At 51.2% G+C, this 23,801-nt stretch carries 18 protein-coding genes and 2 pseudogenes; 3 read left to right on the forward strand and 17 right to left on the reverse strand.

Translation table 11 applies throughout. The features are described from left to right. Positions 1-507: 507 nt before the first annotated feature. Together pyk and VMX96_00360 are read left to right on the forward strand one after the other, a co-directional pair. Positions 508-1,665: a pyruvate kinase gene (pyk, locus tag VMX96_00355; protein HUU62367.1), complete on the forward strand. Its 1,158-nt coding sequence runs from the start codon at positions 508-510 to the stop codon at positions 1,663-1,665. Positions 1,666-2,113: 448 nt separating this feature from the next. After that, entirely contained in the window at positions 2,114-2,875 is a 762-nt protein-coding gene (locus VMX96_00360) for an NYN domain-containing protein (protein HUU62368.1), read from the forward strand. Positions 2,876-3,192: 317 nt separating this feature from the next. Here the strand turns inward: VMX96_00360 and VMX96_00365 are convergent. From VMX96_00365 to ychF, 13 genes and pseudogenes are all read right to left on the reverse strand, one after another. Then, positions 3,193-3,510: pseudogene (locus tag VMX96_00365) on the reverse strand (DUF933 domain-containing protein). A gap of 44 nt (positions 3,511-3,554) precedes the next feature. After that, complete coding sequence (locus VMX96_00370) at positions 3,555-4,325, reverse strand: CoA-transferase (protein ID HUU62369.1); 771 nt, start codon at positions 4,323-4,325, stop codon at positions 3,555-3,557. Then, positions 4,312-5,316 (reverse strand): CoA-transferase, encoded by a 1,005-nt coding sequence (locus VMX96_00375; protein ID HUU62370.1) that lies wholly within the window; start codon positions 5,314-5,316, stop codon positions 4,312-4,314. Before VMX96_00375 ends, VMX96_00370 begins: the two co-directional genes overlap by 14 nt. A 531-nt stretch (positions 5,317-5,847) precedes the next feature. Then, the gene (locus VMX96_00380; GenBank protein ID HUU62371.1) at positions 5,848-6,393 is read right to left on the reverse strand and encodes a PHP-associated domain-containing protein; all 546 of its coding nucleotides are present in this window, start codon (positions 6,391-6,393) and stop codon (positions 5,848-5,850) included. Between the two features lie 311 nt (positions 6,394-6,704). Next, complete coding sequence (locus VMX96_00385) at positions 6,705-7,943, reverse strand: hypothetical protein (protein ID HUU62372.1); 1,239 nt, start codon at positions 7,941-7,943, stop codon at positions 6,705-6,707. Beyond that, positions 7,940-9,640, reverse strand: a complete 1,701-nt coding sequence (locus tag VMX96_00390; protein HUU62373.1) for a Piwi domain-containing protein — start codon at positions 9,638-9,640, stop codon at positions 7,940-7,942. Before VMX96_00390 ends, VMX96_00385 begins: the two co-directional genes overlap by 4 nt. A gap of 692 nt (positions 9,641-10,332) precedes the next feature. Then, the gene (locus VMX96_00395) at positions 10,333-10,593 is read right to left on the reverse strand and encodes a hypothetical protein (GenBank protein ID HUU62374.1); all 261 of its coding nucleotides are present in this window, start codon (positions 10,591-10,593) and stop codon (positions 10,333-10,335) included. A gap of 71 nt (positions 10,594-10,664) precedes the next feature. After that, positions 10,665-11,216 (reverse strand): ImmA/IrrE family metallo-endopeptidase, encoded by a 552-nt coding sequence (locus tag VMX96_00400; GenBank protein HUU62375.1) that lies wholly within the window; start codon positions 11,214-11,216, stop codon positions 10,665-10,667. Between the two features lie 97 nt (positions 11,217-11,313). After that, positions 11,314-11,643, reverse strand: coding sequence for a helix-turn-helix transcriptional regulator (locus VMX96_00405; protein HUU62376.1), 330 nt, complete (start codon positions 11,641-11,643; stop codon positions 11,314-11,316). 600 nt (positions 11,644-12,243) lie between these two features. Beyond that, positions 12,244-12,492, reverse strand: a pseudogene (locus VMX96_00410) (DUF933 domain-containing protein). Between the two features lie 50 nt (positions 12,493-12,542). Next, positions 12,543-13,331: an SDR family oxidoreductase gene (locus VMX96_00415; GenBank protein HUU62377.1), complete on the reverse strand. Its 789-nt coding sequence runs from the start codon at positions 13,329-13,331 to the stop codon at positions 12,543-12,545. A 287-nt stretch (positions 13,332-13,618) separates the two neighbouring features. Continuing rightward, positions 13,619-14,350: a hypothetical protein gene (locus VMX96_00420; GenBank protein ID HUU62378.1), complete on the reverse strand. Its 732-nt coding sequence runs from the start codon at positions 14,348-14,350 to the stop codon at positions 13,619-13,621. Between the two features lie 266 nt (positions 14,351-14,616). Then, positions 14,617-15,696, reverse strand: coding sequence for a redox-regulated ATPase YchF (gene ychF / locus VMX96_00425; protein HUU62379.1), 1,080 nt, complete (start codon positions 15,694-15,696; stop codon positions 14,617-14,619). Between the two features lie 290 nt (positions 15,697-15,986). Here ychF and holA point away from each other — a divergent pair, with 290 nt between their 5' ends. Then, positions 15,987-16,961: a DNA polymerase III subunit delta gene (gene holA / locus VMX96_00430; GenBank protein ID HUU62380.1), complete on the forward strand. Its 975-nt coding sequence runs from the start codon at positions 15,987-15,989 to the stop codon at positions 16,959-16,961. A 29-nt stretch (positions 16,962-16,990) separates the two neighbouring features. On the opposite strand, the gene VMX96_00435 is transcribed toward holA, so the two are convergent. From VMX96_00435 to VMX96_00450, 4 genes are all read right to left on the reverse strand, one after another. Then, positions 16,991-17,668 (reverse strand): PHP domain-containing protein, encoded by a 678-nt coding sequence (locus VMX96_00435; GenBank protein HUU62381.1) that lies wholly within the window; start codon positions 17,666-17,668, stop codon positions 16,991-16,993. 82 nt (positions 17,669-17,750) lie between these two features. Beyond that, entirely contained in the window at positions 17,751-19,664 is a 1,914-nt protein-coding gene (locus VMX96_00440) for an FAD-dependent oxidoreductase (GenBank protein ID HUU62382.1), read from the reverse strand. Positions 19,665-19,705: 41 nt separating this feature from the next. Further along, entirely contained in the window at positions 19,706-21,778 is a 2,073-nt protein-coding gene (locus VMX96_00445) for an FAD-dependent oxidoreductase (protein ID HUU62383.1), read from the reverse strand. 70 nt (positions 21,779-21,848) lie between these two features. Further along, positions 21,849-23,552: a TIGR04190 family B12-binding domain/radical SAM domain protein gene (locus tag VMX96_00450; GenBank protein ID HUU62384.1), complete on the reverse strand. Its 1,704-nt coding sequence runs from the start codon at positions 23,550-23,552 to the stop codon at positions 21,849-21,851. Between the last annotated feature and the right edge of the window lie 249 nt (positions 23,553-23,801).

Below are 23,801 nucleotides of genomic sequence, written 5' to 3' on the forward strand. Positions count from 1 at the left end.
TGATTTCTTCTCAGGTTCTTTCTTGCCCTTATCCTTTTTAGCATGTGCTGCGCATGTCTTACACATCATACTCCCCCTTTTCGTTTCTAAGGGTAGTATACAATATACAATAGCATTGTCAAGCGTTTCGAGATCTCCCCAACCGTACTACCTTGTTGATAAGCCTCCACTATTTCGGCGGTCGAGCCGCCTGCCAGTTTGCTGCCTTCTGGAGTGGGACTCTAAGTACTGGTAAAAAGCTAACATTATGAATTATTGTTAACAAAACCGAGGAATGTTAAATGAAGTGCCAGGACCTATTCCGTCCTGCGATCCCCTTCCTACGACTTCACGGCCATTTGTATAATATAGAGTTCCCCTTGAATAAGGTTCAGTTGAAGCTCATTCCGTACACAACCCTAGGCTTGCAATCCGTTCGCTCTTTCAGTAGGTGACAGCTTCGCTTCCTCAAAGCAACGGCAGTAAACTGTGAATCAGCATGCTACGTATGCTATAATAGCATGAGCTATGAATCATAGAAAAGCGAAGCGCCATGCCAGGATAGTGTGTACCTTGGGTCCGGCTAGCAGTTCTTCTGAAATCGTTGAAAGGATGTTAAAAGCCGGCATGGACATCGCAAGGTTTAACATGGCCCACGGGACGTTTGAAGAACACAGCCGGCTCATTTCCCAAGTTCGCTTGCTTAGCCAAAAGCTCAACCTCCCCACAGGCATTCTTCTCGACCTTCCTGGACTGAAGCGGCGGAGTGGGAATGTTAAGGCTGTCTTTGGCCAGGATCTGGAGTTCGCCCTCTCTCAGCATGCTGACTTCATCGCCCTCTCCTTCGTTTCCTCGGCGCGGCAGGTAAAAGAAGTCAAGCAACTGCTTAAAGAAATGAACGCTGACATACCCATCATTGTTAAGATAGAGGACACGCGAGCTCTAGAAGAGAGGGGTGCCATGCTTGATGTTGGGGAAGGGATAATGGTGGCTAGGGGAGACCTAGCGCTTGAGATAAGCATCGAGAAGGTGCCGTTGGCCCAGAAGCAACTCATAAAGGAAGCAAATCGCTGCGGAAAGCCGGTAATAACGGCCACTCAGATGCTTGAGTCAATGGTCCACTCGTCTACTCCGACCAGGGCAGAGGCAGCCGATGTGGCCAATGCTATCCTCGACGGTAGCGACGCTCTGATGCTTTCCGAAGAGACGGCCACTGGAGATTACCCGGTCGAAGCTACCGAAATGATGGCGAGAATAACCTTGGAGGCTGAGGTAGCGCTTCCCTATGAGCAGATATTGTTTGAAAAATGGCGGGATGTTCTGCACGAGGTCAACGACGCTACAGCCATAGCAGCCTGCCATATGGCCTACCATGTAGAGGCAAGAACTATCATTGCCTTTACCACCGGCGGGACCACGGCTTTACGGGTTTCGAAATACAGACCACGCCAACCCATTCTGGCCGTGACCCCCTCTGAGACCATCGTGAGACGCCTTTCCTTAGCTTGGGGGGTTCTTCCTGTCAAAAAGCCTGTTCCTTCAAACCTAGAGGAAGTCTTCGAGCTAGCCAGGGAAGTTGCGCTGGACACAGGTGTCGCCAGGAGAGGCGACCTTGTAGTGATCACTGCTGGAATTCCCCTGAATCTCCCGGGAAGCACCAATCTGGTCAAGGTACACAGTATCTGACCTATACCATGTTTCTTCTTGGCCTTCGCAAAGGCACGCCGAGCCTATATGGTAATGAGTTTTCACAGTCTCGTGCAATATCAGCCAGAGGCTCAGCCAATATCCCCAAGTAGGCTAGAGATGTTGGCGGCAAGATAACAAAAGTCAGAATTGTGTGATGCTGCTTGGCTGAAGAATTGGGCGTGTTGTGCAGCACAATAGTGCCCGATATGGAACATGGGTACTAACTTGTATGATACGTCATCGGATGTTAGTATTTGACTACCGTATCGGAGGTCTACGTGTGCGGTAAGGAAATATTGGACTCACCCGAGCCTGGTCGCCTTTATTAGTGACTCTGAGCCGACCGAGTATATAACGAAGGTGGCAAGGGAGATGGATAAGTGGAACATTGGAGCAAGCTGCCCCGATTCAGGTGCCGAAAAGGTTAGGCCGCAATGAGGAGGACATGATGGTAGAGTTATCTTCAGCCGTCGAAAGTCGCCGAATCGCCATGCTAATCGATGGCGACAACGCACAACCGACATTGATCGAGAAGATGCTGACCGAAGCAGGCAAGTACGGTTTGGTCACGATCCGGCGCATCTATGGTGATTGGACAACTGATAACATGAAAGGCTGGAAAGAGACCCTTCATGTCCACGCTATCCAGCCGATCCAGCAGTTTCGTTACACCACCGGCAAGAACGCCACTGACAGTGCGATGATTATTGACGCTATGGACATTCTCTACGACGGTATGGTGAATGGCTTCTGCTTGGTGTCGAGCGACAGCGATTACACCCGATTGGCAACCCGCATTCGGGAGAAGGGCATCTTTGTGATGGGGATTGGGAAGAAAAGTACTCCTCGGGCGTTCGTCAACGCCTGCGATATATTCATCTACGCTGAAAACCTGCTGGCTGAAGTAGACATTCCTAGACCCAAAGCCACCAAGCCTCCGAAGAAGGCGCGCGCTGACGAGCCAGTCCTACCTGAACTGCTGCCGCTGCTGAAGAGCGCCTTCGAAATGGCTGTGCAGGACGACGGATGGGCATTCCTGGGAACGATGGGCAGTCGACTGCGCCAGCTCGACCCAGGCTTCGACCCTCGGACATACGGAAGCAAGCAGCTTTCGCTTCTGATCCGGACGTATTCTGACGCGTTTGAAGTAAAAGAAGTGAAGAGCCAAGATGGCCCCTCCCTCATCTATGTAAAACTCAGAGATTAGCGCACTGCCTAACCCCCGCTTGCGGCCAGTATAGCCTGTATGGGCTAGCGATCAAAGGCCCTGATAGAGCACTTTCATCTCCACAGAGACCCAGCACAGAAGACTCGATCCTAGCCCCTGGAGCAGTGTCTTGATAGCTGAAGGTTGACGTGAGAAGTTCTGGCTTCTGCCCGGTATCGCTACCTGACAAGATTCAAACCCAAGAACCCGGATTCCTCATTTAATAGCCCAGCCAATTGAACGTTCCGTCAGAATGTGTGGTGCATTAGGGAGCAAGCCTGTAAGGGCTTACCCGACCGAGTAGTGAAGGTGATCGCTCAGACATTGAAAAGGAAAGTGATGACATCGCCGTCGTTAACAAGGTAGCTCTTCCCTTCGGTGTGGAGCAGCCCCTTCTTCCTACCCTCGGCGATGCTGCCGCATTTCACCAGATCCTCATAGCCAATTACCTCGGCCCTGATGAAGCCCCGCTCCATGTCCGAATGAATCTTACCCGCCGCCTGCACAGCAGTGGTATCGCGGCGGATGGTCCATGCCTTCACCTCGTCGGAGACCACGGTAAAGAATGAGATCAACCCCAAAAGCTGGTAGGAGAGCCCGATCATCCGATTTAGCGCCGTCTCCGAGATACCCATATATCGGAAACGGAACTCCTGGGGATACGGCTTTAAATCTAGGCCTACCTGCCTATTACATACTTGTAAGGGTCGACCTCTTTCCTAAGTATCCGCAATTCTTCTTCAGTGGGGGGCCTAGTCTCCGTGATATCAGGTGCCTGGAGCAGATCAAAACCACAGTTATGCTGAATTTCCTCGAACGAATATCCAGGGTTGATGGATATTACCCGCATGCGTTTGGTTTCGTGCTCAAAGTCCATGATCCCCATATTGGTAATTATCCTGTACGGCCCTGCGTCCAAGGGAAGCCCTGATTTGGCCCTCGAGTCCCCTCCTTCAAGCCAGCCTGGTGTGGTAATGAAATCCACCTTCTCCACAAAGCGCCTAGCGTCCTGAACCATCATGACTAGCGTCCTCCAGCAAAACGACGCAAAGTCATTGGCCCCTCCGCTCCCAGGGAACCTAACCTTTGGCCTGCTATGGTCAGCGCCTATGATAGTAGAGTTCAGGTTGCCGTACATGTCGATCTGCGCACCACCCAAAAAGGTATAGTCCACAAAACCCCTGCAGCATGTCTCCATGATATCGCACATACTAGATGCCATAACAGCCTTGTAGAATGTCCTAGTGTCCCCGACCGAGATGGGCATCTCTGGCAATTGCGGATCTACGCCGCCAGCCTCAAACATGATCACAAGGTTAGGCGAATGGGTCCTCTGAGCAAGCATGGCGGCAGCACAGGGTGCTCCTGTTCCAACTCCCACCGTGGCGCCATCCTCAAGTTCTCTTGCAGCCACACAGATCATGATCTCGATTATATTATAGTCGGCCACTTTCCACCTCCTTGTGAAGTAATAACTCCTTCTGCCTGAGCTCACTGATCCTGTTGAGCCCGCCATTTCTCTGAATATACTCGTTATGGTCAGGGCAGTCGTATATATTGCGATTTAGAAACTTCTGGAATTTCACCGGATCATCCTGCACACGCAACCACTCCTGAAGATGCTCCTCGTCAGAGAAGTACTCATACGGCATAGTACCTGGATATGCTCCATAGATGACCTCACACACCGCATCAACGACGTAGAATGGGATTACCGTGCTGGTGGGATCACTCCGAATCTCCTCATTGGGGATCAGTCGCTCGGTAATGATAATCACGCGCTTGGAGGCCCTGGCAAGATCATCATCTGAAATCAGGATCCCCCGAATTCTCGCATTCCCGTATATGTCAGCCTCATGCACGTGGATAACCGATACATCCGGGTACAAGGCAGGCTGTAGCATTAATCGCTTACCGGTAAACGGGCACTCGACGATCTTGCCCCCGCTGTACTTGAAGGTGTCGGTGCCCATCACATTCCGCGTTGGTATATATGGCACGCCCATCGCCGCAGCCTTGAGCCTGGCGGAAAGGCTGTAATTGGTCCACTCGCAAACCTCGACCTTTCCGCTCTGCATGTATTTCCTGGAACATGGAGATAGTCCCCTGGCTTCAAGCCCTACGACATAGGCAATGTCCACCCTATTGAATACTTCTCCGGCGGCTAGGATCTGGAAATCATGCGTAGATGTGTGACCGGCAAAACCCATGTTCTTTCTGCCCTGGCGAACTATCTCATGGCATGCCGCGATAGGAGTCCTGTTGGCTCCAAATCCACCTATGGCCAGATAATCTCCATCATGAACAAATTCCTCTAAGGCCTTTTTGAGGCTCATCAATTTGTTTGTCATCTTACGCGACTTCTTGCGGAAAAAGTCCCTTGCCTTGTCCGGATCTGGATCCGTGAACAGCCTCCCTCTACCCTCTTCTAGCACAACCACGATACACACCTCCAAGATATTTCTATATTGTTTATTTTCATTATCTTAATCCTCAGCAGGATAAATTATCCATAATGCAGGCACTGTACCTAACGAAATTAATCGTTAAAGCAGTGCAGTATTATATGGAAAGCTAAACCATACTTCTTACTCAACTTCTGTCGGAATGCCGAATTCAGTTTGAACTTTGGATTACCCAGAGCCATCCCAATTAGATAGTAACGTTCTTTACAATTAAGCCTATCTAGGTTGCTTATAAAGGAAGTCATGGGTCACCGTCCAAACCAATTTTAGAGATAGTATATACTATAAACCACTCCAAAGAAATGTTTTCTTATTGCACAGTTCGCTAGAATGTGCAAGAGTGAACAGAGCGGCTCCCCGAGTCATTTAATAGTATGACGTTGCCGAAGTCACTGCCAAAGTGCTCTAGTGGATAAGTATGACTTGTGAGAATCTGATAATGCTGCAGAGGGGACCTAAATGGCCCCCTCTGCGTGTCTTCCAGAGTATAATTTTTCGATAATTCAGTTAGCCTTTTCTAGCCAGGGCACACAACTCCTCAATCTCGATCTCATTGTGGTAGGTACCGATGTCCTCCAGTCGATGGGCGTCGCTATTAGTCAGCAGGATCAGGTTATGCTTCTTGGCCAACTCCTTTATCTGCTCCTCTGTCAGGCCATCGCCATCGTGCAGTGGGTTCTTCAACTCGATGCCATGTATGCCCTCGTTTATAAACTGGCTAAGGTCCTTTACATAAGGATGGCCAGGATGAGCGATAAACCTGAAAATCAGATCGTCAGGTAAGTATAGCTCAACCACATGGATCACCCCCGGCTCACGGCCCACCAGCATCCTGGCAAGTTCCTGGCCAGGGACGACCACTACCTTGCCGTCCAACTGGGTATCGACAATCTCTTTTACCTTATGGCCATAGTAGTTGGTGTAGTGCTCGGTAACAGCGATCCCGTCCAGCCCTTTCCTCTTCACCGCAGCCATAATCCGTTCCACGATCTCCAAAGTGGGAGTTGGGCAGGCTGTCGCCTCGCGGCAATGGGTGTGCAGGTCAATCTTCAAATTGCTACCACTAATCGGCTAGATAGTATCCGGGAATAATTCTAGCAGCTGGCGTAGCTGACGGTCAAGGTCACCTCGTCAGTGGGAACCTGTGGAAAGGGGTGCATTACACAAAACGCTACATTGTGACCGGGTGAACAAATCGTCAAGTTGTGAATGTGCGGAATCTGGCAGGTAGTCCCGATGTTACAAAGAGCTAAGCCCCAGGCGAACGTAGCCAAATCTTAGATAAACACTGGTCCCACTCTGCGGCCGATATCTACATATCTGAGATGCAAGTCATCATAGTCCTTGAGGGTAAGTGTATTACTTTATGGCAAGTGTGACGGCTTGGACACGATGATCACGTCTTCGATCTCTGGGATCACCTTCAAAGCTTGGATTGTTGTGCCATGCTCCTGAACACTTGCTGACTCATCGTAAATGAAAACCAAAAGCTTACTATACCTCGTCGCATGTATTAAGTAACCTATAGCGTCCTGCATGATCTCCTGTTCGATTTTCTTAAAATCTCCAGCCTTTCCCGCCATTTTGACCTCGATAAGCAGGCCTAAGGCTGGAATGCCAAAATCAGCTTTGTACGAGCTGTGACCAAACTTGGGAAGTGTATCTTCATCAACCAAATCGGGGAATACAGGCCTTAGCATAATCCATACGATGTCTTGAATCTCTCGTTCATCTTGTATAGGCCAGCGGATCGGCTGTTTTAATTTCTCTGAATCCCAACGCCATCTCTTCATGGCGTCCTGAAAACGACCAAGCATTACAGAGACATGTGAAGGCGATATCATCAGTTCATGGACGGAGGCCGTCAGGCACAGATTAAGGGCATTCCATAGGACTGCGGCTTGAGCAGAGTCCAGTTGTCGAGCATCTGTCTTCAATACCTCATTAACGAGGCGTTTTCTGAATTCTGACAGGTCTTTCTGTGAGTCTCTTGCCTCAAACTTATGCTTGCTTAAGCCCAATTCAAACAAAGCCATCTCGGTAGCATCGGCCAGATGCTTAGGGTCCATTCGTTGAGGCTCATTTGCAAGTAGGCTTTTGATGTATCCATATATGAGCCCCCACGGAGATGTGATTGCCCGGTGAGCCATTGTCTGTTCAAGAACTTCTAAAAGCCATTTGCTCATAGCTTCACGCTTAGATATTTCAGAGATTGCCTTAACACCTACTGCCAGGCCGAGGAAAATCCGGGGAATGTTCGGAAACGAAACTCCATCTATTGGAAAGAGTTCTCGCTTCTGGAGATGATGCATTCCATCTATGAAGGTGGCGAAATGAGACTCGTGCTCCTTTGGATCAGAGACCGCAAGCGAATATCCTAAAGCGGCTAAAAAACCATAATTTCCGCGAGCTAATCCTGACTCGTGATCCTGAATCCATGACTCATCGGCACAGTTGACCTGCCATTCCCATTCACCGATGCAAGCTCCACCTAAGACGAAATACGCAAAAAGGCCATCCAAATCTCCCAACTTGTTACTCAATCTAACTCTGGCTTCGAGTGCCAACAATTGTTCGGAGAAAAGAGTTCTTATTTCATTCATAGGAACCACCTACTTGTCCTTAAACGAGTACGGAGGATTTCTGGATTCCAATTGGATACGCCTCTCAACTCTCCTAACATGCGCGCAATGAGCTGAGAATATGATATGGTAACTGGAGATGTGTTTGGAAAGAAACTTCTCCACGACAAAAACGAGAATTTGTAGGCCTGATGTGCCAGATAGTCAATATCACGGAAAGTTGACTCTTTATGTAACCTGAGTGCCATAGGTTTCGGGCAGCCTTGTGTTGCTGTCTTGAGCTGTCTAGGACCTGTCAACGTTAACAGTATCTCGTTTCCTGAGATATTGATACCATAGCCCCGCTCTGGGACTAGTTCACCTTTCTTACGGACCCGTTCATCTACTCCCGCTTGGTTGCGATCAAGAACTGTGAGCGGGTGATTCCGGCTGAAAGTCAGAAACGCGAACTCAACCTGATACTGGCCTGCTATCTCCTCTACGAAACGCTTTATGGCAATGGCTTCCAGATTCTTCATTGGTTTGAAAACATGGAAGACCAAACGAACCTGATCCCCATCCTGCCAGGCATTCCTGCGTTTAATGTCTTCTATGCAAGAGCGCAAACTAGAAAGAAGTTCTTCAATATAGTCGTCGTAGGCTACTTCTCTCGACGCATTTGATAGCAGGTAGGTTCCATCTGCATTGAAAATAGTAGTGATGCCTACTACTCTCTCGCTACCCTGAAGTCTCTGCTTGCGTATGATCGCACTTCCGAGACCAATGACGAGTTCCTGAGCTACTACTGGTGACGCTGTGATGGCATAGGGAATTCCACCGAGCTTGCAATAGCAAGCGAGAGCTACGTTATTTAAGATGTATTGTAGTTGGTAGGTTGAACTCCTCATTGTTTCTATTTCTATTTCTTGCACCGGCACCCCATGGTTCATAAAGACCGCCTTCGACACCAAATAGGGATTAGCATCACCATCAAGCTTATGAAAACTCTCTTCTATGACGACAAGAGCAAGGTCGTAATCGTTCTGAAGAGCGTTAAGGCAAGCCTCGCGATATGACCTGGATATGTTTGTCGTGCGTTCAAAAGGGTGGACAACTATCTTGCAGTCATTCAAGTGATATTTGCGTACAAACCCTTTCTCGAAGCCTTTACTGTTTGCAATCCCATCGCGCAACTGTTTGGCGAACTTCTCTGCTTGTCCTTGGAAATCTCCTGGGGTGATGACGACTACCTTAGGCTCCTTTGATGTGAAAAATTCAGCGTCAAAGGGGCCAAATTGATTTAGTCCGGGGTCATGCCACGAATAGGTCTTAGTACCGGTGGGGTCAAAGACAAAGTCTGGCCTACGTAACCAGCGATAGGATATTGTGCCATTGGAGGTTGGCGTAAGAAAATCCCCAACCTTGAATCTTAGATTTACTGCGCATTGAAATGGACCGGAGTCTTGGAGATGCTTTTGTATGTTTCCAAAAGTGGCTAGCATACCTTGGCCGCCCAGCAAGGTAAACAAACGGTCATCAAGCTTAGTCTGTATGGATTTATAGGTATCACCTAATGAACATTGCAGACAATAGGAAAAGTTCTCCTTGCTCGCCTCCAGACGACAAGCATGTAGCTCTATTTCGGGGTTTCCTGCATGATCAGATAGTATAGCCTTGTCTCCTGATATGCTGTCAACTCGACCGAGCAGCTTTCCCCTAAACCTGTCTGTGCTAACCACATATCTCCCCTTGACGTCGAGACCCGTCGAGACCCATAGATATCAGCTCACTTGCCGTAAGCTCTATTTGGTAGGCTGTGTACACATCTATCGCTATCCCTGGAAGCGGTTCTTGACTGCGAGGGAACACTGTCCGCGAATGAATCTCATATTTCGGATAGATGGCCAAGCCCCGAGTTTGTTGCAACTGTTCCTGTGACAAGCATTCAGACAATAAATTCCGGGACTTGTCGACAAGAGTAAAGGGTTTGAAGCGAACAATCTCGTACATTTGGGTTCGGAAGTGACTAAATAGAGCTTCGCGAATAAGTCTCTCGGCAATTCTATGGTCCTCTATGGAGATTATGGTAGACTTCCCTATCTGCTCAGCACTGTCAGTAAGCGGAATACACAATATGTTGGATCCAGAGCGATGAAAGATGTGAGTATGCTGGTAATTCTCTCTCAGGCTGCGTAAATGTTCCGCACTTTCAAAAGTAAGATTCCCAACAGACAAACTGCTGCTCCCCTCGAATTCCACGGGGAGAAAGGAGAGCACCAACGATGGTTGTGACGACATATAGTTCCTTCCACTTATTTGCATCGAATACACCTCACACAGTTAGCTTAACGTATGCCTTCTGCATACTTCTCACGCGTAGTATTGGCTTCTAAGCTTTATAGAATTATCGACTGTGCGATTCATTTCTTGATTATCGGTTTTTATAGCCGCGCTTTCTCCCTGCGATATTACATTTCGGGTCTAAAGCTTTTATCAAATCATGCTCTAAAGCTAGTCGCTCCTTTCGACCAATGACTGGAATTTGTAGCACGTGTTTGGGTTTACCTATGCAACCCTCGAACTCCCGTTTAACTGCTTGCATCCTCGTTTCCATGCAACCTGATTGCCCAACACGAACTCCTCTTTTCCCAATGATGAGGTAAACGCCGGGAGTACATTTCCCCTTATCCATATCAACCTCCATACTCCAAAATGTAGCATATTAGATATTGAATGTCAAGTGCAACTTTGAGGGTAAAAAAGTTATATCATACGCATCTGCCCTTCATATTCCCTACGAGACCGGTGGATTTTCCCATCTTCGTCGACGTATAGAAGCCCCATCCTTTCCAATCTGATCTTAATAACACTGATCGTAACGTTGAAAACATCTCGAAGCCGATAGAGAAAAGGCCAATCAAATGTCTTAACTCCCTGTATAAGGGGATCTAACAGTTCCTGAGGCACCAATAAATGGCTCATGAATGAATGGGCGTTCCTCTCATCCCAGCTCTGCTTTTCACTGCGGAATAAGAACTGAGGTTGTTCTTCCATACCCGGCATGTCTAGCTGATTGACCAGTGCCTTGTCCGCATGCAACTCCCAATGGCCAATCTCATGACCCAGAACGGTTCGATAGAGACCAGGTGTCCCATCAAAGACCGTTAATCTCTTTTCATTGAATACCACCATTCGTTTACGTGGGATCAATCCGGCCAGAATAGTTTCATTCTCCTTCTCTGCTATATCACTCCAAAGGAGTTGGAAATCCAAAACATCCTCTGCCAAGCGCTCTACAGGAATAGGTGGCGTCAAAGCCTGATCCTGCGTTTGGTATTTGGTTAAAAGCTCATTTGCACGTCTCTGGATCGTTTCAGTGCGATAGAACCGACTTATACTCAACAGAATCTCACTATGTTTCGTCTTTGATGGTTTTATGCCAATCTTCAGGCTTATCTACCTCCCCCGGGAAAGATCGAAGCATCATTATCATTTCCGGGTTGACTTTGTCCAGGAGTTCAGAGGGTATCTTTTTCGCTAGGCCGAATAGTTCATCACGAATTACGTCGTCCACATTTAGTGCTTTTGCTAAAGCTAAAATATTCTTAGCCCTCGGCGGATCCATGACGCCAGTCTCTATTTTGCTCAGATATGTGAAATCAATACCAGCCATTTGTGCCAACTCTTTTTGAGTCATCCTTTTCTCTTTTCTCAGCGCTCTCAATCGTTCGCCAAATGTCATATTAGTTCTCCTTCTTGACTTTACGAAGCTACCATTATATTACCTGATATGTAGTTGACTGTCAACTGCAACTATATAGTTCCAAATCTGAATAGAGCTAGAAATCATAGCGTGTATTCTACGCTGTGACTGACCTGACTCAAGTAACTGAAACGCAGATATGACCGACCAGGCAAAGCCATTCGTCCTATATTCTTCGTTTCGCCTGCTCCCATTCCAATTCATGCTTTGACTTGGTTCTAGCTTTTCCAAATATTCTTCAGACTATTTTACTGCTTATATTGGAATCGTGCACTTTTAGATACGTATCTGCGGGATCACTAGGAATGCGGTCTCGGAGTATCCCGGGAGAAGAGCGTCTACTTTTAGAAAGCTGCCTAATGAATGCTGGTATCTAGGTACTCGTGATTCTCTGCGTTTACCCGTTCTGCTCTGGCAACTTTCATCATGAGCCAACAATTAGCCATTTTGTTGGATCAGGTGCTGGCCCAACAGGGGAAGTAATTCTTCGGAATGAGATTTTACAATTCTCTAGAATGTGTGGTGCATTAGGGAGCAAGCCTGTAATGGCTTACCCGAACAAGTAGCGAAGGTGATCGCTCAGATATTGAACAGGAAGGTGATGACATCCACGTCTTCGACGATGTAGCTCTTCCCTTCGGTGTGGAGCAGCCCCTTCTTCCTACCCTCGGCGATGCTGCCGCACCTCACCAGGTCCTCATAGCCAATTACTTCGGCCCTGATGAAGCCCCGCTCCATGTCCGAATGAATCTTCCCCGCTGCCTGCACAGCAGTGGTATCTCGGTGGATGGTCCATGCCTTCTCCTCGCCTGGGGTCAGGGACGACACAGAGCACCGGCTATAGTCGAAAACAAGGCCATGTCGTTCTAAGAACCCTCTCATGCACGCTCGTGTTGCGTCCTCATGATCCTTGTAAGCAGATTCCTGGGAAGAACCCTGGCAAACAATGGCCACACTTTATACTGCAAACCAGGGACGGTGATAACCTTCCCCTTCTTTAGAGCATTAAGAGCGTCCTGAGCGACTGTAGCTGCATCCATCATCTTTCGCTTTGCCACCTTGGTGTCTTCCATTTTTGCCCTCTTGTGGAATCCAGTCTCTGCCAGACCAATGCAAAGACTGGTAACGCTGACACCGGTTCCTTTCAGTTCGTTTGCCAGGGCTTCCGAGAAATGCAGGATGCCAGCTTTAGTGCCACAGTAAACAGATTCCAGCGGAACTGGCGTAAAGGCACATAGAGAAGCTACATTCAATATATAACCTGACTTGTTCCTCATCATCCCTTTGAGAAACAATTTAGTCAAATGTATCAATGAAACAAGGTTAACCTGAACCATTTCAAGCTCTTTCTGCAATTCTGTTTCGGAGAATTTGCCGTAAACACCAAAACCTGCATTGTTGACAAGCACATCCACATTGATATGTTCCTTCTCAAGTTCAGAGAATATCTCTGGTGGTGCTTTGGGGTCAGATAAGTCCTTGGGCAAGACCCTCACCATCGTTCCATATTTGCTCTCGATCTCCATCTTCAATGCCTCAAGTTTGTCCTGCCTCCTTGCTAGTACAACGATGTTTTTACCATCCTTAGCTAGAAGCTTGGCCAGCTCGTAACCGATTCCACTGGAAGCTCCTGTCACGACTGCATATCTCTCTTTATTACCTATCATGGACTTTCCTCCTCGTAGAATTGATTACCCGAGGTATCAGTTGACATGAGCCGATCCACCAACAAATTACCTCGATTCCAGCATCCTCCGGTGAAGCTAATCGGCTTCACGGAGACTTCCGCTTCCTATTTCGTTATCACCTCTAATTCGGGACATCCTGGGTCTGGCAAACCAAATGCTCGCTCAGTGTGCCAATGAGGTCTGGCTAACGGTTGCCGGCATCCCCGTCCCGTCGAGGAAGAAGTATCCCGGTGAAGGAAAGCTTATCCGAGGTATCTCCGTTTGTTTCAAATTTTAGTCACCAGGTGACTGATAAAAGTGGCGGTGTTTCTCTTAGCCAGCCGCGTGTTTCTGAAGAGGGTAAACACGTTCATGAGATACCAGGGATGCGAAAGGAAACAACGGACTGCCTTTTTCCAGAGCAATTCGCCATCCGCAGTCAGAATCTGGTCGAATGGCTGCACACTATGCTGCATATCATCAGAAATGGAGTGGATAACTATGAAAGGAATCTTGCTGGCTGAGGCAATTCTGGCGATCCAGTAGCTTTCGTTATCTACAATATGCGCATGGAAGGTTTCCCTCAACTTATGCATCTTTTGGGAACTGGCTTCCAGGTGCAACGTTGTAACACTGCTGCCAAGACAAGACCTAGTCGCAATGCCCTCTGGCCCTTGCGATGCCAGAGAAAGCAGATGGGCATCAGAAGCGTATACTTCTGCTCTGGAGTCACAATACAGCGTTGAGCATATGACAACATCGCCAATCCTTAGCTCTGGGGCCAGTGCCCCTGCAAAGCCTAGAGAGATTATTGCAGCAACAGGATAGCGCTCCAGAATGAACTTCGTTGCGCTCTCGGCTCGTTCCTTACCCATGCCGGTTTTTACCAGCAGGGTGTCCCTGTTTTCGAATTTGCCACGGTACAGCTTACAATGCGGCTCGGCAACGACTTCCTGGATGACCATCCGCCGCCGCAGTTCTGCTATCTCCTGTCCAAATGCACCCAATAGAGCTAGCATCAAAACCTCTAATAAACGTACTTTATCGGCCTTCCCAAGGTTTGTCAAATGCAACTACACAGATAATGGTATGCGGCCTGATAAGCATAGCTCAGGACAGCTTACCCAAAATGTACAATACCTGACAGACAGCGGTTCCTCTTAAATCATAGAAGTGAATTTTAAAGGACACATTTCGTCATATTGTGCAACAATGAATCTGTATACGCCTGTCACAAAGTGACTGGTACTCTTTTTGTAGCTAAGGTGGTAGTGAAGGTGATCGCTCAGATATTGAACAGGAAGGTGATGACATCCCCGTCTTTGACGATGTAGGTCTTCCCTTCGGTGTGGAGCAGCCCCTTCTTCCTACCCTCGGCGATGCTGCCGCACTTCACCAGGTCCTCATAGCCAATTACCTCAGCCCTGATGAAGCCCCGCTCCATGTCCGAATGAATCTTGCCCGCCGCCTGCACAGCAGTGGTATCTCGGCTGATGGTCCATGCTTTAACCTCGTCGGATAGCACGGTAAAGAAGGAGAGCAACCCCAAAAGCTGGTAGGAGAGCCCGATCATCCGATTTAGCGCCGTCTCCGAGATACCCATATCGGAGCGGAACTCCCGGGCATCGGCTTCATCAAGCTGCGTTAGCTCCATCTCCAGCTTGCCGCAGAGGGCGGCAACCTCCAGATGCGGGCGATGGTATTTTTTACGCCACTCGTCCTCCAAGGAGCCTGCCTGGGGCAGCCTTTCCTCCCCGATGTTAAACACCACAAGCAGCGGTTTGGCGCTCAGGAACTGATAGCCGGATATTGTTTTTTTCTCCTCTTCACTCAGCTCCTGCTTCCGGATGGGCACTTCGCCATCCAGAGCACTCTTGAGCCTTCCAAGCAGTGCTTGCTCCCTGGAAAAAGAATCGCGCTCGTGGGGCTTCGCCCCCTTTAGGGAAGCCTCTATTTTCTGCAATCTCTTCTCCAGGATAGAGAGGTCGGAGAGAGTAAGCTCCAGTTCCACCATCTTTACGTCTCTCTCCGGGTCGATGCTGCTTTCGCTATGGGGTACCTTCTCATCCTCGAAGGCACGCACCACATGGAGTAGGCCATCCGCCTGGCTTAGATGGGCGAGGAGCTCGCTGCCCAGTTCCCGTTTGGTGGGTGCAGCGACATCGATATATTTTACCTCGGCAGGTATTTTCCGCTTGGGCTGAAACATCTCGTTTAGCGCCTCAAGCCGCGGGTCGGGCACCTTGGCCACCCTAACATTCGGTCCTGCCGCGGTATAGATACCAATATCCGCATTTCCCGCGGTGAGGGCATTGAAAAGGGTGGTCTTGCCGCTCTTGGGCAGCCCGATAATCCCGATCTCCATTTCTTCGGCCCTTGCAGTTGTTGGTTCGGATCCCAGTCGCCTTTTTGCTCTTCTACGATCGTTGGCGTAACTTCGGGTCGTTTATTTCGTTTTTAAAGCTGTCTGGCTTAGGTTCTAACCACGGCTATCATAGCATATTCTTGATAACTTACCCAGATGTATTTCTGCCCCGATATAGGCCGACAGGTCGGCCGACGCTTCGGCCTCGGGGAGACCCCTCTGGACTCCTCTTTTCGCCATGCCGAGAGTCTAGCCTGGTGTCGGGGGATGCGCTAAAATAGGGGGTGAAAATGCTCTATATACTTTTCGGTCCCGACGATTTCTCGCTTCGGGAGGAACTGGAGCGAATTAAGGACGGACTGGGCGATCGGGAGTCCCTGTCATCCAATATCACGGTTTTTGAGGGGAAACAGGTGAGCTTGGGTCAGCTTATGGACGCCTGTACAGCACTGCCCTTTATGGGCCCACACCGTCTGGTTGTTATTGAGGGATTGCTAACGCACTTTGAGGGTAATAGGGCAGGACCCAAAAAAGGGCTGACAAAGGAGTGGGGTGAACTTAAGAAAAGGGTTGGCGACATGCCGCCCAGCACAGTTCTCATCCTGGCGGATGGGCCGATAAAAAAGGATAACACGCTGCTCAAGGGGCTATCACCATTAGCCACGGTGAAGGAGTATCCATTGCTCAGGGGGGCAGCACTTGAGGGGTGGATCAGGAGACGAGTCAAAGAAGGGGAGGGCAGTATCTCCCCTGATGCGGTGAGGATGCTTGCCTCACTGGTAGGTGAGAACCTGTGGGTGCTGGCCAGCGAGCTTGAAAAATTGCTCCTTTATACCGCAGGGCGACGCATCGATGAGGATGATGTGAATGAGGTGGTAAGCTACTCTCGGGAGGCCAGCGTTTTCGCAATGGTTGATGCCCTTATCGAGGCGAAGGCAGCAAGAGCGGCGCTGCTGTTACACCAGTTGCTTCGGGAAGGGGACACCGCGCCCTACCTTCTGGTCATGATCACCAGGCAGCTTCGCCTATTGGTTCAGGCGAAGGAGCTTAGCCAGCAGGGTATTTCCACTGCAGAGATCAAGGCACGGTTGGAGCTCAAATCGGACTACGTCCTGAAAAAGGCACTAGAACAGGGCCAGCGCTACTCAATGGGGCGTCTGGAGCAGATCTACCGCAAGCTCCTGGAGACAGACCTATCCATTAAGAGGGGATTATGGAGGGGCGAGCTGGCCCTGGACATCCTCATCACCGAGTTATGCGCCTGATCTCGCCGCCGGCCTGCCCGTTTTTGGGCTTAGCGCTCAGCCAGCTGGCGGTTGAGATTCTCCCTGATTTCTGCGGTATCTGCCACCCTGAATCTCCCCGCTTTGAGCTCGGCTATTAGCTCTTGAAGGTTGCTAACTTCCCTCTCGAAAAAGGTTGCGGCGCGACCGATCTCTTTGACCTCATGGGAATCGCTACCGGCTACGCCCCTTAGATCTAGCCGATCGGCTAGATCTCTGGAGAAGGCATTCTCCCTCTCCAAACCGCGGGCGTTGAATACCTCTACTGCATCCACCATCCGGTAAAGGGGGTTTTCAACGGCGCGGTTTAGCTCTCTATAGTATCGTTCATCTTCTGTGTATTCACCTCTCAGTATCTTGCGGCGGAAGGGGTGTGCCACGATCACCACACCACCCGCCTCATCCACCAGCTCTCTGACAAAGGCGGCACGGGTCATGCCGAGTATCCATTTGTTGAGCCCGAATACAAGCAGGTGCTCCTCCTCAGTGTTTATCTCCACTCCGGGCAGGACGAGGAAACGGTGTCTACGGCACAATGCAGCGATGTCATCATCGTTCCAGAAAGCGTCATGCTCGGTGAGGCATATGGCATCCAGCCCGGCGCTCTTTGCGTGCGCGACCAGCTCATCTGGTGTCAGCTCGCTGTCATCAGATAGGGGTAGGGTATGAGTATGCAGATCGATGAGCATATTTTGAACTTTTCGGTGGTAGCTAATTACCTAATGTGTATGTCGCTCTGCCAATAAGGCGCCCCGCATCCCTTTAAGGTCTTTATATCTCTCTGGAGATACGGTATCCGTCATCGATTGCCTGGATAATTCTCTGAGCCTGGTTGCAGTCCCCTATAGTGTAGCACTCAGTGACCATCCCTTTCAGCCTCGAGGCAAGCTCGTCTTGGGGTAAAAGTCCAACTGCAAGCACCACGCTATCCGCAGAGAAAAATTCCCGGGAATCGCCCCGTCCAGCCACCACCCCTTGATCGGTGATCTCCTCCACCTTCGCCCTGGTCTCCATGTTGATTCCAGCGTTTCTCAGCCGCTGCATAATAACCCACCTGGTGGTCATCCCTATATCGGCCCCTATTCGCTCGAGCATCTCTATAATGGTTACCTTTTTGCCCCTATCGGCAAGATATTCGGCAGCTTCACAGCCAATCATCCCGCCACCAACAATAACCACCTGCGCCCCAACCTCCCTCTCACCTCCAAGGACCTCCAGAGCGGTAACCACATTTCCCTGGTTCACACCGGGTATATCGGGTATGAGCGCCGTGGCCCCTGTAGCGACAATGACCACCTCCGGCTTGCCCTCGGCAATGGCCTTCTCGCTCATTTCCTGGTTAAGCCTGATCTGGGCACCGCTTCTTTTTAGCCGCGTTTCCAGATAGTTGGTAAGACTATTGATCTCCCATTTATACGAAGGGGCCGCAGCAAAGAGAAGGTTTCCTCCCAGCCGGTCCATCTTTTCAAAGAGGGTGACCTCGTGTCCACGTCCTGCCGCCCCCGCTGCAGCCTCCATTCCCGCAGGCCCACCTCCAATGACAAACACCTTCTTCGGCTTTTTCGCTGGAGCGGTGGCGCGCTCCGCCTCCTTGCCGACCTGGGGGTTCACCGCGCATGCGAGCGGTGCGCCCAACATGACCACGTCCAAACAGTGCCCGCAGGCAATACATGGTCTGATCTCATCAAGCCTCCCCTCCCTGGCCTTATTGGGAAGCTCCGGGTCCGCGATGAGCGCGCGACCCATGCCAACGAGATCGGCGCTCCCCTCGGCGATTATACTATCTGCCAGGATAGGGTCATTGATCCGGTAGGCAGCGACTACCGGGACCTTCGCCACCTTTTTAACTTCCTCGGCGAGATAGACGAAGCCTCCCCGCGGTACTGACATATGAACCAGAGGCGTGCGGCATTCATGCCACCCCGCACCTACATTTAGACAATGAACCCCCGCCCCCTCCAGTATAGGAATAAGCCTTTTAGTATCCTCCAGTTTATGCCCCCCTTCCATAAACTCATCTGCGGAGATTCTACATATCAGGGGGTAATCGCTGCCTGCCTTTCTCTTAGATGATTCGATGATTTCGAGGGGAAACCTCATCCTGTTCTCCAGAGATCCTCCATATTGGTCGGTGCGTTTGTTGGTGCAAGAGGATATAAAGCGGCTTATCATATATCCGATGCCGCAGTGAAGCTCCACTGCATCGAAGCCTGCCTCCCGTGCCCGGCGCACCCCCTCGCTGTACTCCCCGATGATCTGGTGAATCTCCTCTACACTGAGTGCCCTCGGTTGAGAGCCACGGCGGGTGGAGACCTCCGAAGGTGCGACCTCTTCCAGTGGAGCGCCCTCTCCCTTGGCCCAAAAATACTGGAGGCTTATCTGGATAGCAATCTTGGCCCCCCCGTCATGCACCACATCTACAAGCTGGCGAAGCCCGGGGATGAACCTATCGTGGTAAATCCCCATCCGGCCGGGAATGGGCCTACCCATACTGGAGGGTAAAATCAGACCCGTAGTTAAGAGCCCCGTTCCACCCCGGGCCCTCGCCGCGTAGTAATCCTTCTGACGGTCGGTAACCATATCATCATCACCGTAGCCGGTATCGGCTGCCAGGAACACTATACGGTTTTTCAGTTCCAGTCCCGCTACTTTAATCGGCTGAAATAGACTCTTTAGCTCGGTCATTATATCCTCCCCTCTTGCTAATTAATCTAGCAGTCTCGTGCTTAGATCTCGAAGCCAGCGCGGAATCCAGCCGCCATAGCCTCCATGATTCTGCCCGGTTCAGCACAATCACCGATGCTATGAACATGCCATCCTGCCTCTTCCAGCTCCCGTGCAAGTTTATCGTCTGCTGCCAGGGGCATAGTCAGCGCCACCGTATCCGCTTCAAAGAACGTCTCGGAATCAGCCACTATAGCTCTTACACCCCTTTCAGTTATCTCCACCACCCTGACATCCCTCTCCATTCTAACGCCGAAGTTCCACAGTCTCATCCTAACCACCCATCTGGTGGTAATCCCTATATCGTAACCTATACGGTGAGATTGCTCTAAAATGGTTACCTTCTTTCCCCTCTCCGCCAGCACGTCCGCCAGTTCACAGCCAGCAAACCCTCCACCAATGATGGCTACCCTCTCTCTAAAGGGGAAGCCGAACCTCAGTCCCCATCTGATAAGCGCTGGCTGATACAGATATCTTAGCGCCAGGGAACCCAGGCGCCAAAGGAGCCGTCGCCGAGTGCCACCTTTCCGTGGAGGACGTATCGTAGCCTCGAGCATGTCGTGACCGAGGAGTACATTATCCCGATGGATACCCGGTATTTCGAAGGGGGGGGATTGGCCTCCCGTTGCTACGATGACCTCACCCGGTTTCATCCTCTCTAAAAAGGATGCATCCACCTCCCCATTTAGCCTTATCTCTACAGGGAGCTTTAGCACCTGGCGCGTCTGGTATTTGAGGAACTTTGGTAGCTCCGGATTCATGATGCTGGCCAGCAACAGCGACCCACCGAGTCTTCGACCCCGGTCGCAAAGCGTCACTCTGTGGCCCCGCAGCGCCGCCACCCTGGCTGCCTCCATGCCTGCTGGCCCGCCACCGATTACTAGCACTTCCTTGCTATCGGAGGCAGGTTCAATTTTATAGACCGCCTCCCTCCCTACCCTGGCGTTGACGGCGCATGATGGGCATTCACCCCCAATAGCGGTATCCAGGCAACGGCAGCAGGCTATGCAGTAATTGATATCCTCAAACCTCCCCTCCCTAGCCTTATTTGGCAGCTCAGGATCAGCTATGAGGGCTCGCGCCATGCCGATGAGGTCAGCCCTCCCCTCGGCGATGATCCTATCCGCCATAACCGGGTCCCATATACGGTAGGCGGTCATCACCGGTATACTTACCACCTTCTTGATCTCCTCTGCCAGGTAAACAAAGGCCCCAGGCTTCACCCACTGCTGGATCATGGGCACCGGGGACTCGTGCCATCCTGTCTCTACATCGATAGCCACGATGCTGGCCCTCTCCAGTGCTATGGCTATCGGCTTGGTATCCTCCAGCGTATTGCCGCCCTCCACGAAGTCCTCGGCAGAGATGCGGGCGATGATGGGGTAGTCCCTGCCCGCCTTCTGCTGGCAGATCTCCACTATCTCCAGCAGCATGCGCATGCGGTTCTCCACCGGCCCGCCGTACTCGTCGGTGCGTTTGTTGGAGTGCGGCGAGAGGAACTGGTTGAGGAAGTAGCCGATGCCGGCGTGTATCTCGATAGCGTCGAAACCGGCCTCTCTGGCTATGCGGGCGGCGTCGCCGTACTCCTCCACTATCTGGTGTATCTCCTCAGCGCTTATGCCCCTAGCCTCACCGAGGCGGGCGGGCACATACCCGTCGGAGGCACTGACTAGCTCGGTTGGCCCCTCCTTGTTCGTCTTCCAGTCCCGCTTCCACTCGTAGGTCATCAGCAGTTGCGCTGCGACCCTAGCCCCGGCCTCGTGCATCGTTTTAGTGAACTCGCGCAGCCCGGGGAGGAGCTCCTCGCCGTAGAGAGCGAACTCGCGGATGGCCCGCGCCTCCTCTTCGGTCACGTCCCTGCGCCCGCCGTAGAACGTATTCCCCGTCCCCGTGTCGTAGGTGTACATGCCGCCGACGATGAGTAGCCCGGTGCCGCCCTCGGCACGCTCGGCGTAGTACCTCAGCACGTGCTCTCCGCCGCCGCCGCTGGCATTGGCACAGGTCATCACTATCCGGTTCTTCAACTCCAGGCTGCCTATCGTTACCGGCTGGAACAGGTGCTTTAGCTTGGTCATTATTCACTCCGAAACTGGTAAAAAGCCGTTCCCTATCCTAACCCCCTGCTTGTAATGAGATCAATAAGGGCTACCATCCCCTTATCAGAGACCAGACGGTGCTCGGCAACCTTATTTTGATGGGTGTGGTGGGCAGTTCAAGCTCCCGCTTACCGCCAGCCCGCGACATATTTACCAGGTCCACCGTGCCCTTGATCTGTGCTAACTGCTCTTCTCGACCAGAATCAACTATCTCGTCAATGCGATCCAGCATCTCACGAGCAGTGTAGAGACGCTGCGCTGTCGCTTCAGCCATCCCCTTTGAGATAATGCCATACCTTGCCTTGAGGCTGTTAAGTTCAAGCTCCGCCCTGTAGGCACTGGTAACGAGCTGCTCGCGGCTCATCCACTCCGTTTCGTAATTCAGGTGATACTTCCAGCTAGGCGCTTCCAGCGCCTGGCGATGCTCCTCCAGGCTCCGCATCAGCAGGCGATAGCCATAGCGCTCCGGGTTCTCGAAGGCGAGGCTCCCCGGGTCGAGGAAGGGAGCTAGTGGTGCCGTGAACGTGAAGACTCGCTTATCTCGGAATTTATCCATTAAATGGCCACAGTAGTCCACGGTATCCATTACCGATTGCGGGGTCTGCCTGGGCAAGCCAAACATGAAGAAGATGTCCATTCGGCTGCATCCCGCCGCCAGGGCAGACTCAACGGTAGCCTCCAGGGCATCGGTGGAATAGTCCCGCCCACAGGCCTTTCTTATTTCGGGGTCATGGGACTCCGGGGAGATCTCCAGGCAGAAGCCGGGGCAGGCTTCTCCCATCTTTTTTAGCAGCTCCGGCGGAGCGGGGCCGAAGAGCTCCAGGATAAGCTGGTTTTTCGCCCGCTCGCGACTTAGAAGTTCGAGAAGTTGGTAGGCATAGTCCTCACCCGCCTGGAGGATGTCCCCCAGGATGAATATGGGGCCGTTGCTCAAGCGCCCGATGCGCTTTACATCATGGACCACCGCCTCCGGGGTGCGGAAGGCGGGACGCTCCCGGTTGTAGCACTGGCGGAAGGCAGCAGCAGAGCCGCCACAGATAAGACAGTTGTGGGTGCAGCCCCGACAGGTAAGCACTGCGGTAATGGGATAGCGTAGCCAGCGCCGGTAGGGGAGGTAACTGGACAGGTCACGGTAGCGGACTACCGAGCGCACAGTATGGTCGTAGTGGTTAACAAATACATCACTGAGATCATCGGGTACATGTGACAGGGGGTTGTGGTGCACCTCCCCGCCATTATCCCGCCAGGAAAGATTGGGCACTGCGGTCGGTTCTCTGTTACCTATGATGCACTCCATTAACTGGCGAAATGGCTCCTCGGTGGAGTCGCCGCGGAGCACATAATCGATCTCGGGGTAATCGAGAAGCTCCCGGTGATAGTAGGAGGCAGAGAGCCCACCGAGTATCAGTTTGGCCTCCGGGTGGTGCCTTTTCACCATCCGGCTTATCTCGATGGCGCCATGGGCATGGAGCAGCCAGTGGAGGTCGATGCCGAACACGGTTGCGTTCAGGCTCTTTACCAACTTCTCCGCATCGAATTTGGGGCTTAGGAGCATGCGAACCGCCAGGTTGACGATGCGCACCCGGTAACCGGCACGCTCCAGATACTCCGCAATGCTGGTAAAGCCTATAGGATAGAGCTCGAAAATAGGGGAGGAGGGGATGAGGTCACTTGTTGGACCAAAGAGGATCGTCTTCTGGCGAAAGTCATAGACGCTGGGTGGGTGAAGTAAAACTAGGTCAGTATGAGGCACCAGTGATGCTCCTTTGATGGGCGTAGCCTAATGATAACTGACCTCAAGGATTGGGTCAATGGCCTGTGCTCCTCCAGTACATTAGATAAATTATGACTCATCCACCGATAATGCTGAGCGAGGCGAGGAATCTAGACCTCCGCCTGATTGGATAGGTTTCTCGGTAGCTTTGCTCCCTCAGTATGACAGAAATAGAAGGGGCCAGGGTGCCACGGAGATTGTCCAGGGTGTCATTTATCTGCCCGAACG

This window comes from Dehalococcoidia bacterium, from assembly GCA_035528575.1.
Classification (GTDB): Bacteria; Chloroflexota; Dehalococcoidia; order E44-bin15; family E44-bin15; genus DATKYK01.

Excerpts from the sequence above, each read along its gene's own strand:
- pyk (HUU62367.1), top strand. The coding sequence starts at position 508 with ATGAATCATAGAAAAGCGAAGCGCCATGCCAGGATAGTGTGTACCTTG.
- VMX96_00360 (HUU62368.1), top strand. The coding sequence starts at position 2,114 with ATGATGGTAGAGTTATCTTCAGCCGTCGAAAGTCGCCGAATCGCCATG.
- VMX96_00385 (HUU62372.1), bottom strand. The coding sequence starts at position 7,943 with ATGAATGAAATAAGAACTCTTTTCTCCGAACAATTGTTGGCACTCGAA.
- VMX96_00395 (HUU62374.1), bottom strand. The coding sequence starts at position 10,593 with ATGGATAAGGGGAAATGTACTCCCGGCGTTTACCTCATCATTGGGAAA.
- VMX96_00405 (HUU62376.1), bottom strand. The coding sequence starts at position 11,643 with ATGACATTTGGCGAACGATTGAGAGCGCTGAGAAAAGAGAAAAGGATG.
- VMX96_00415 (HUU62377.1), bottom strand. The coding sequence starts at position 13,331 with ATGATAGGTAATAAAGAGAGATATGCAGTCGTGACAGGAGCTTCCAGT.
- VMX96_00420 (HUU62378.1), bottom strand. The coding sequence starts at position 14,350 with ATGCTAGCTCTATTGGGTGCATTTGGACAGGAGATAGCAGAACTGCGG.
- ychF (HUU62379.1), bottom strand. The coding sequence starts at position 15,696 with ATGGAGATCGGGATTATCGGGCTGCCCAAGAGCGGCAAGACCACCCTT.
- holA (HUU62380.1), top strand. The coding sequence starts at position 15,987 with ATGCTCTATATACTTTTCGGTCCCGACGATTTCTCGCTTCGGGAGGAA.
- VMX96_00435 (HUU62381.1), bottom strand. The coding sequence starts at position 17,668 with ATGCTCATCGATCTGCATACTCATACCCTACCCCTATCTGATGACAGC.
- VMX96_00440 (HUU62382.1), bottom strand. The coding sequence starts at position 19,664 with ATGACCGAGCTAAAGAGTCTATTTCAGCCGATTAAAGTAGCGGGACTG.
- VMX96_00445 (HUU62383.1), bottom strand. The coding sequence starts at position 21,778 with ATGACCAAGCTAAAGCACCTGTTCCAGCCGGTAACGATAGGCAGCCTG.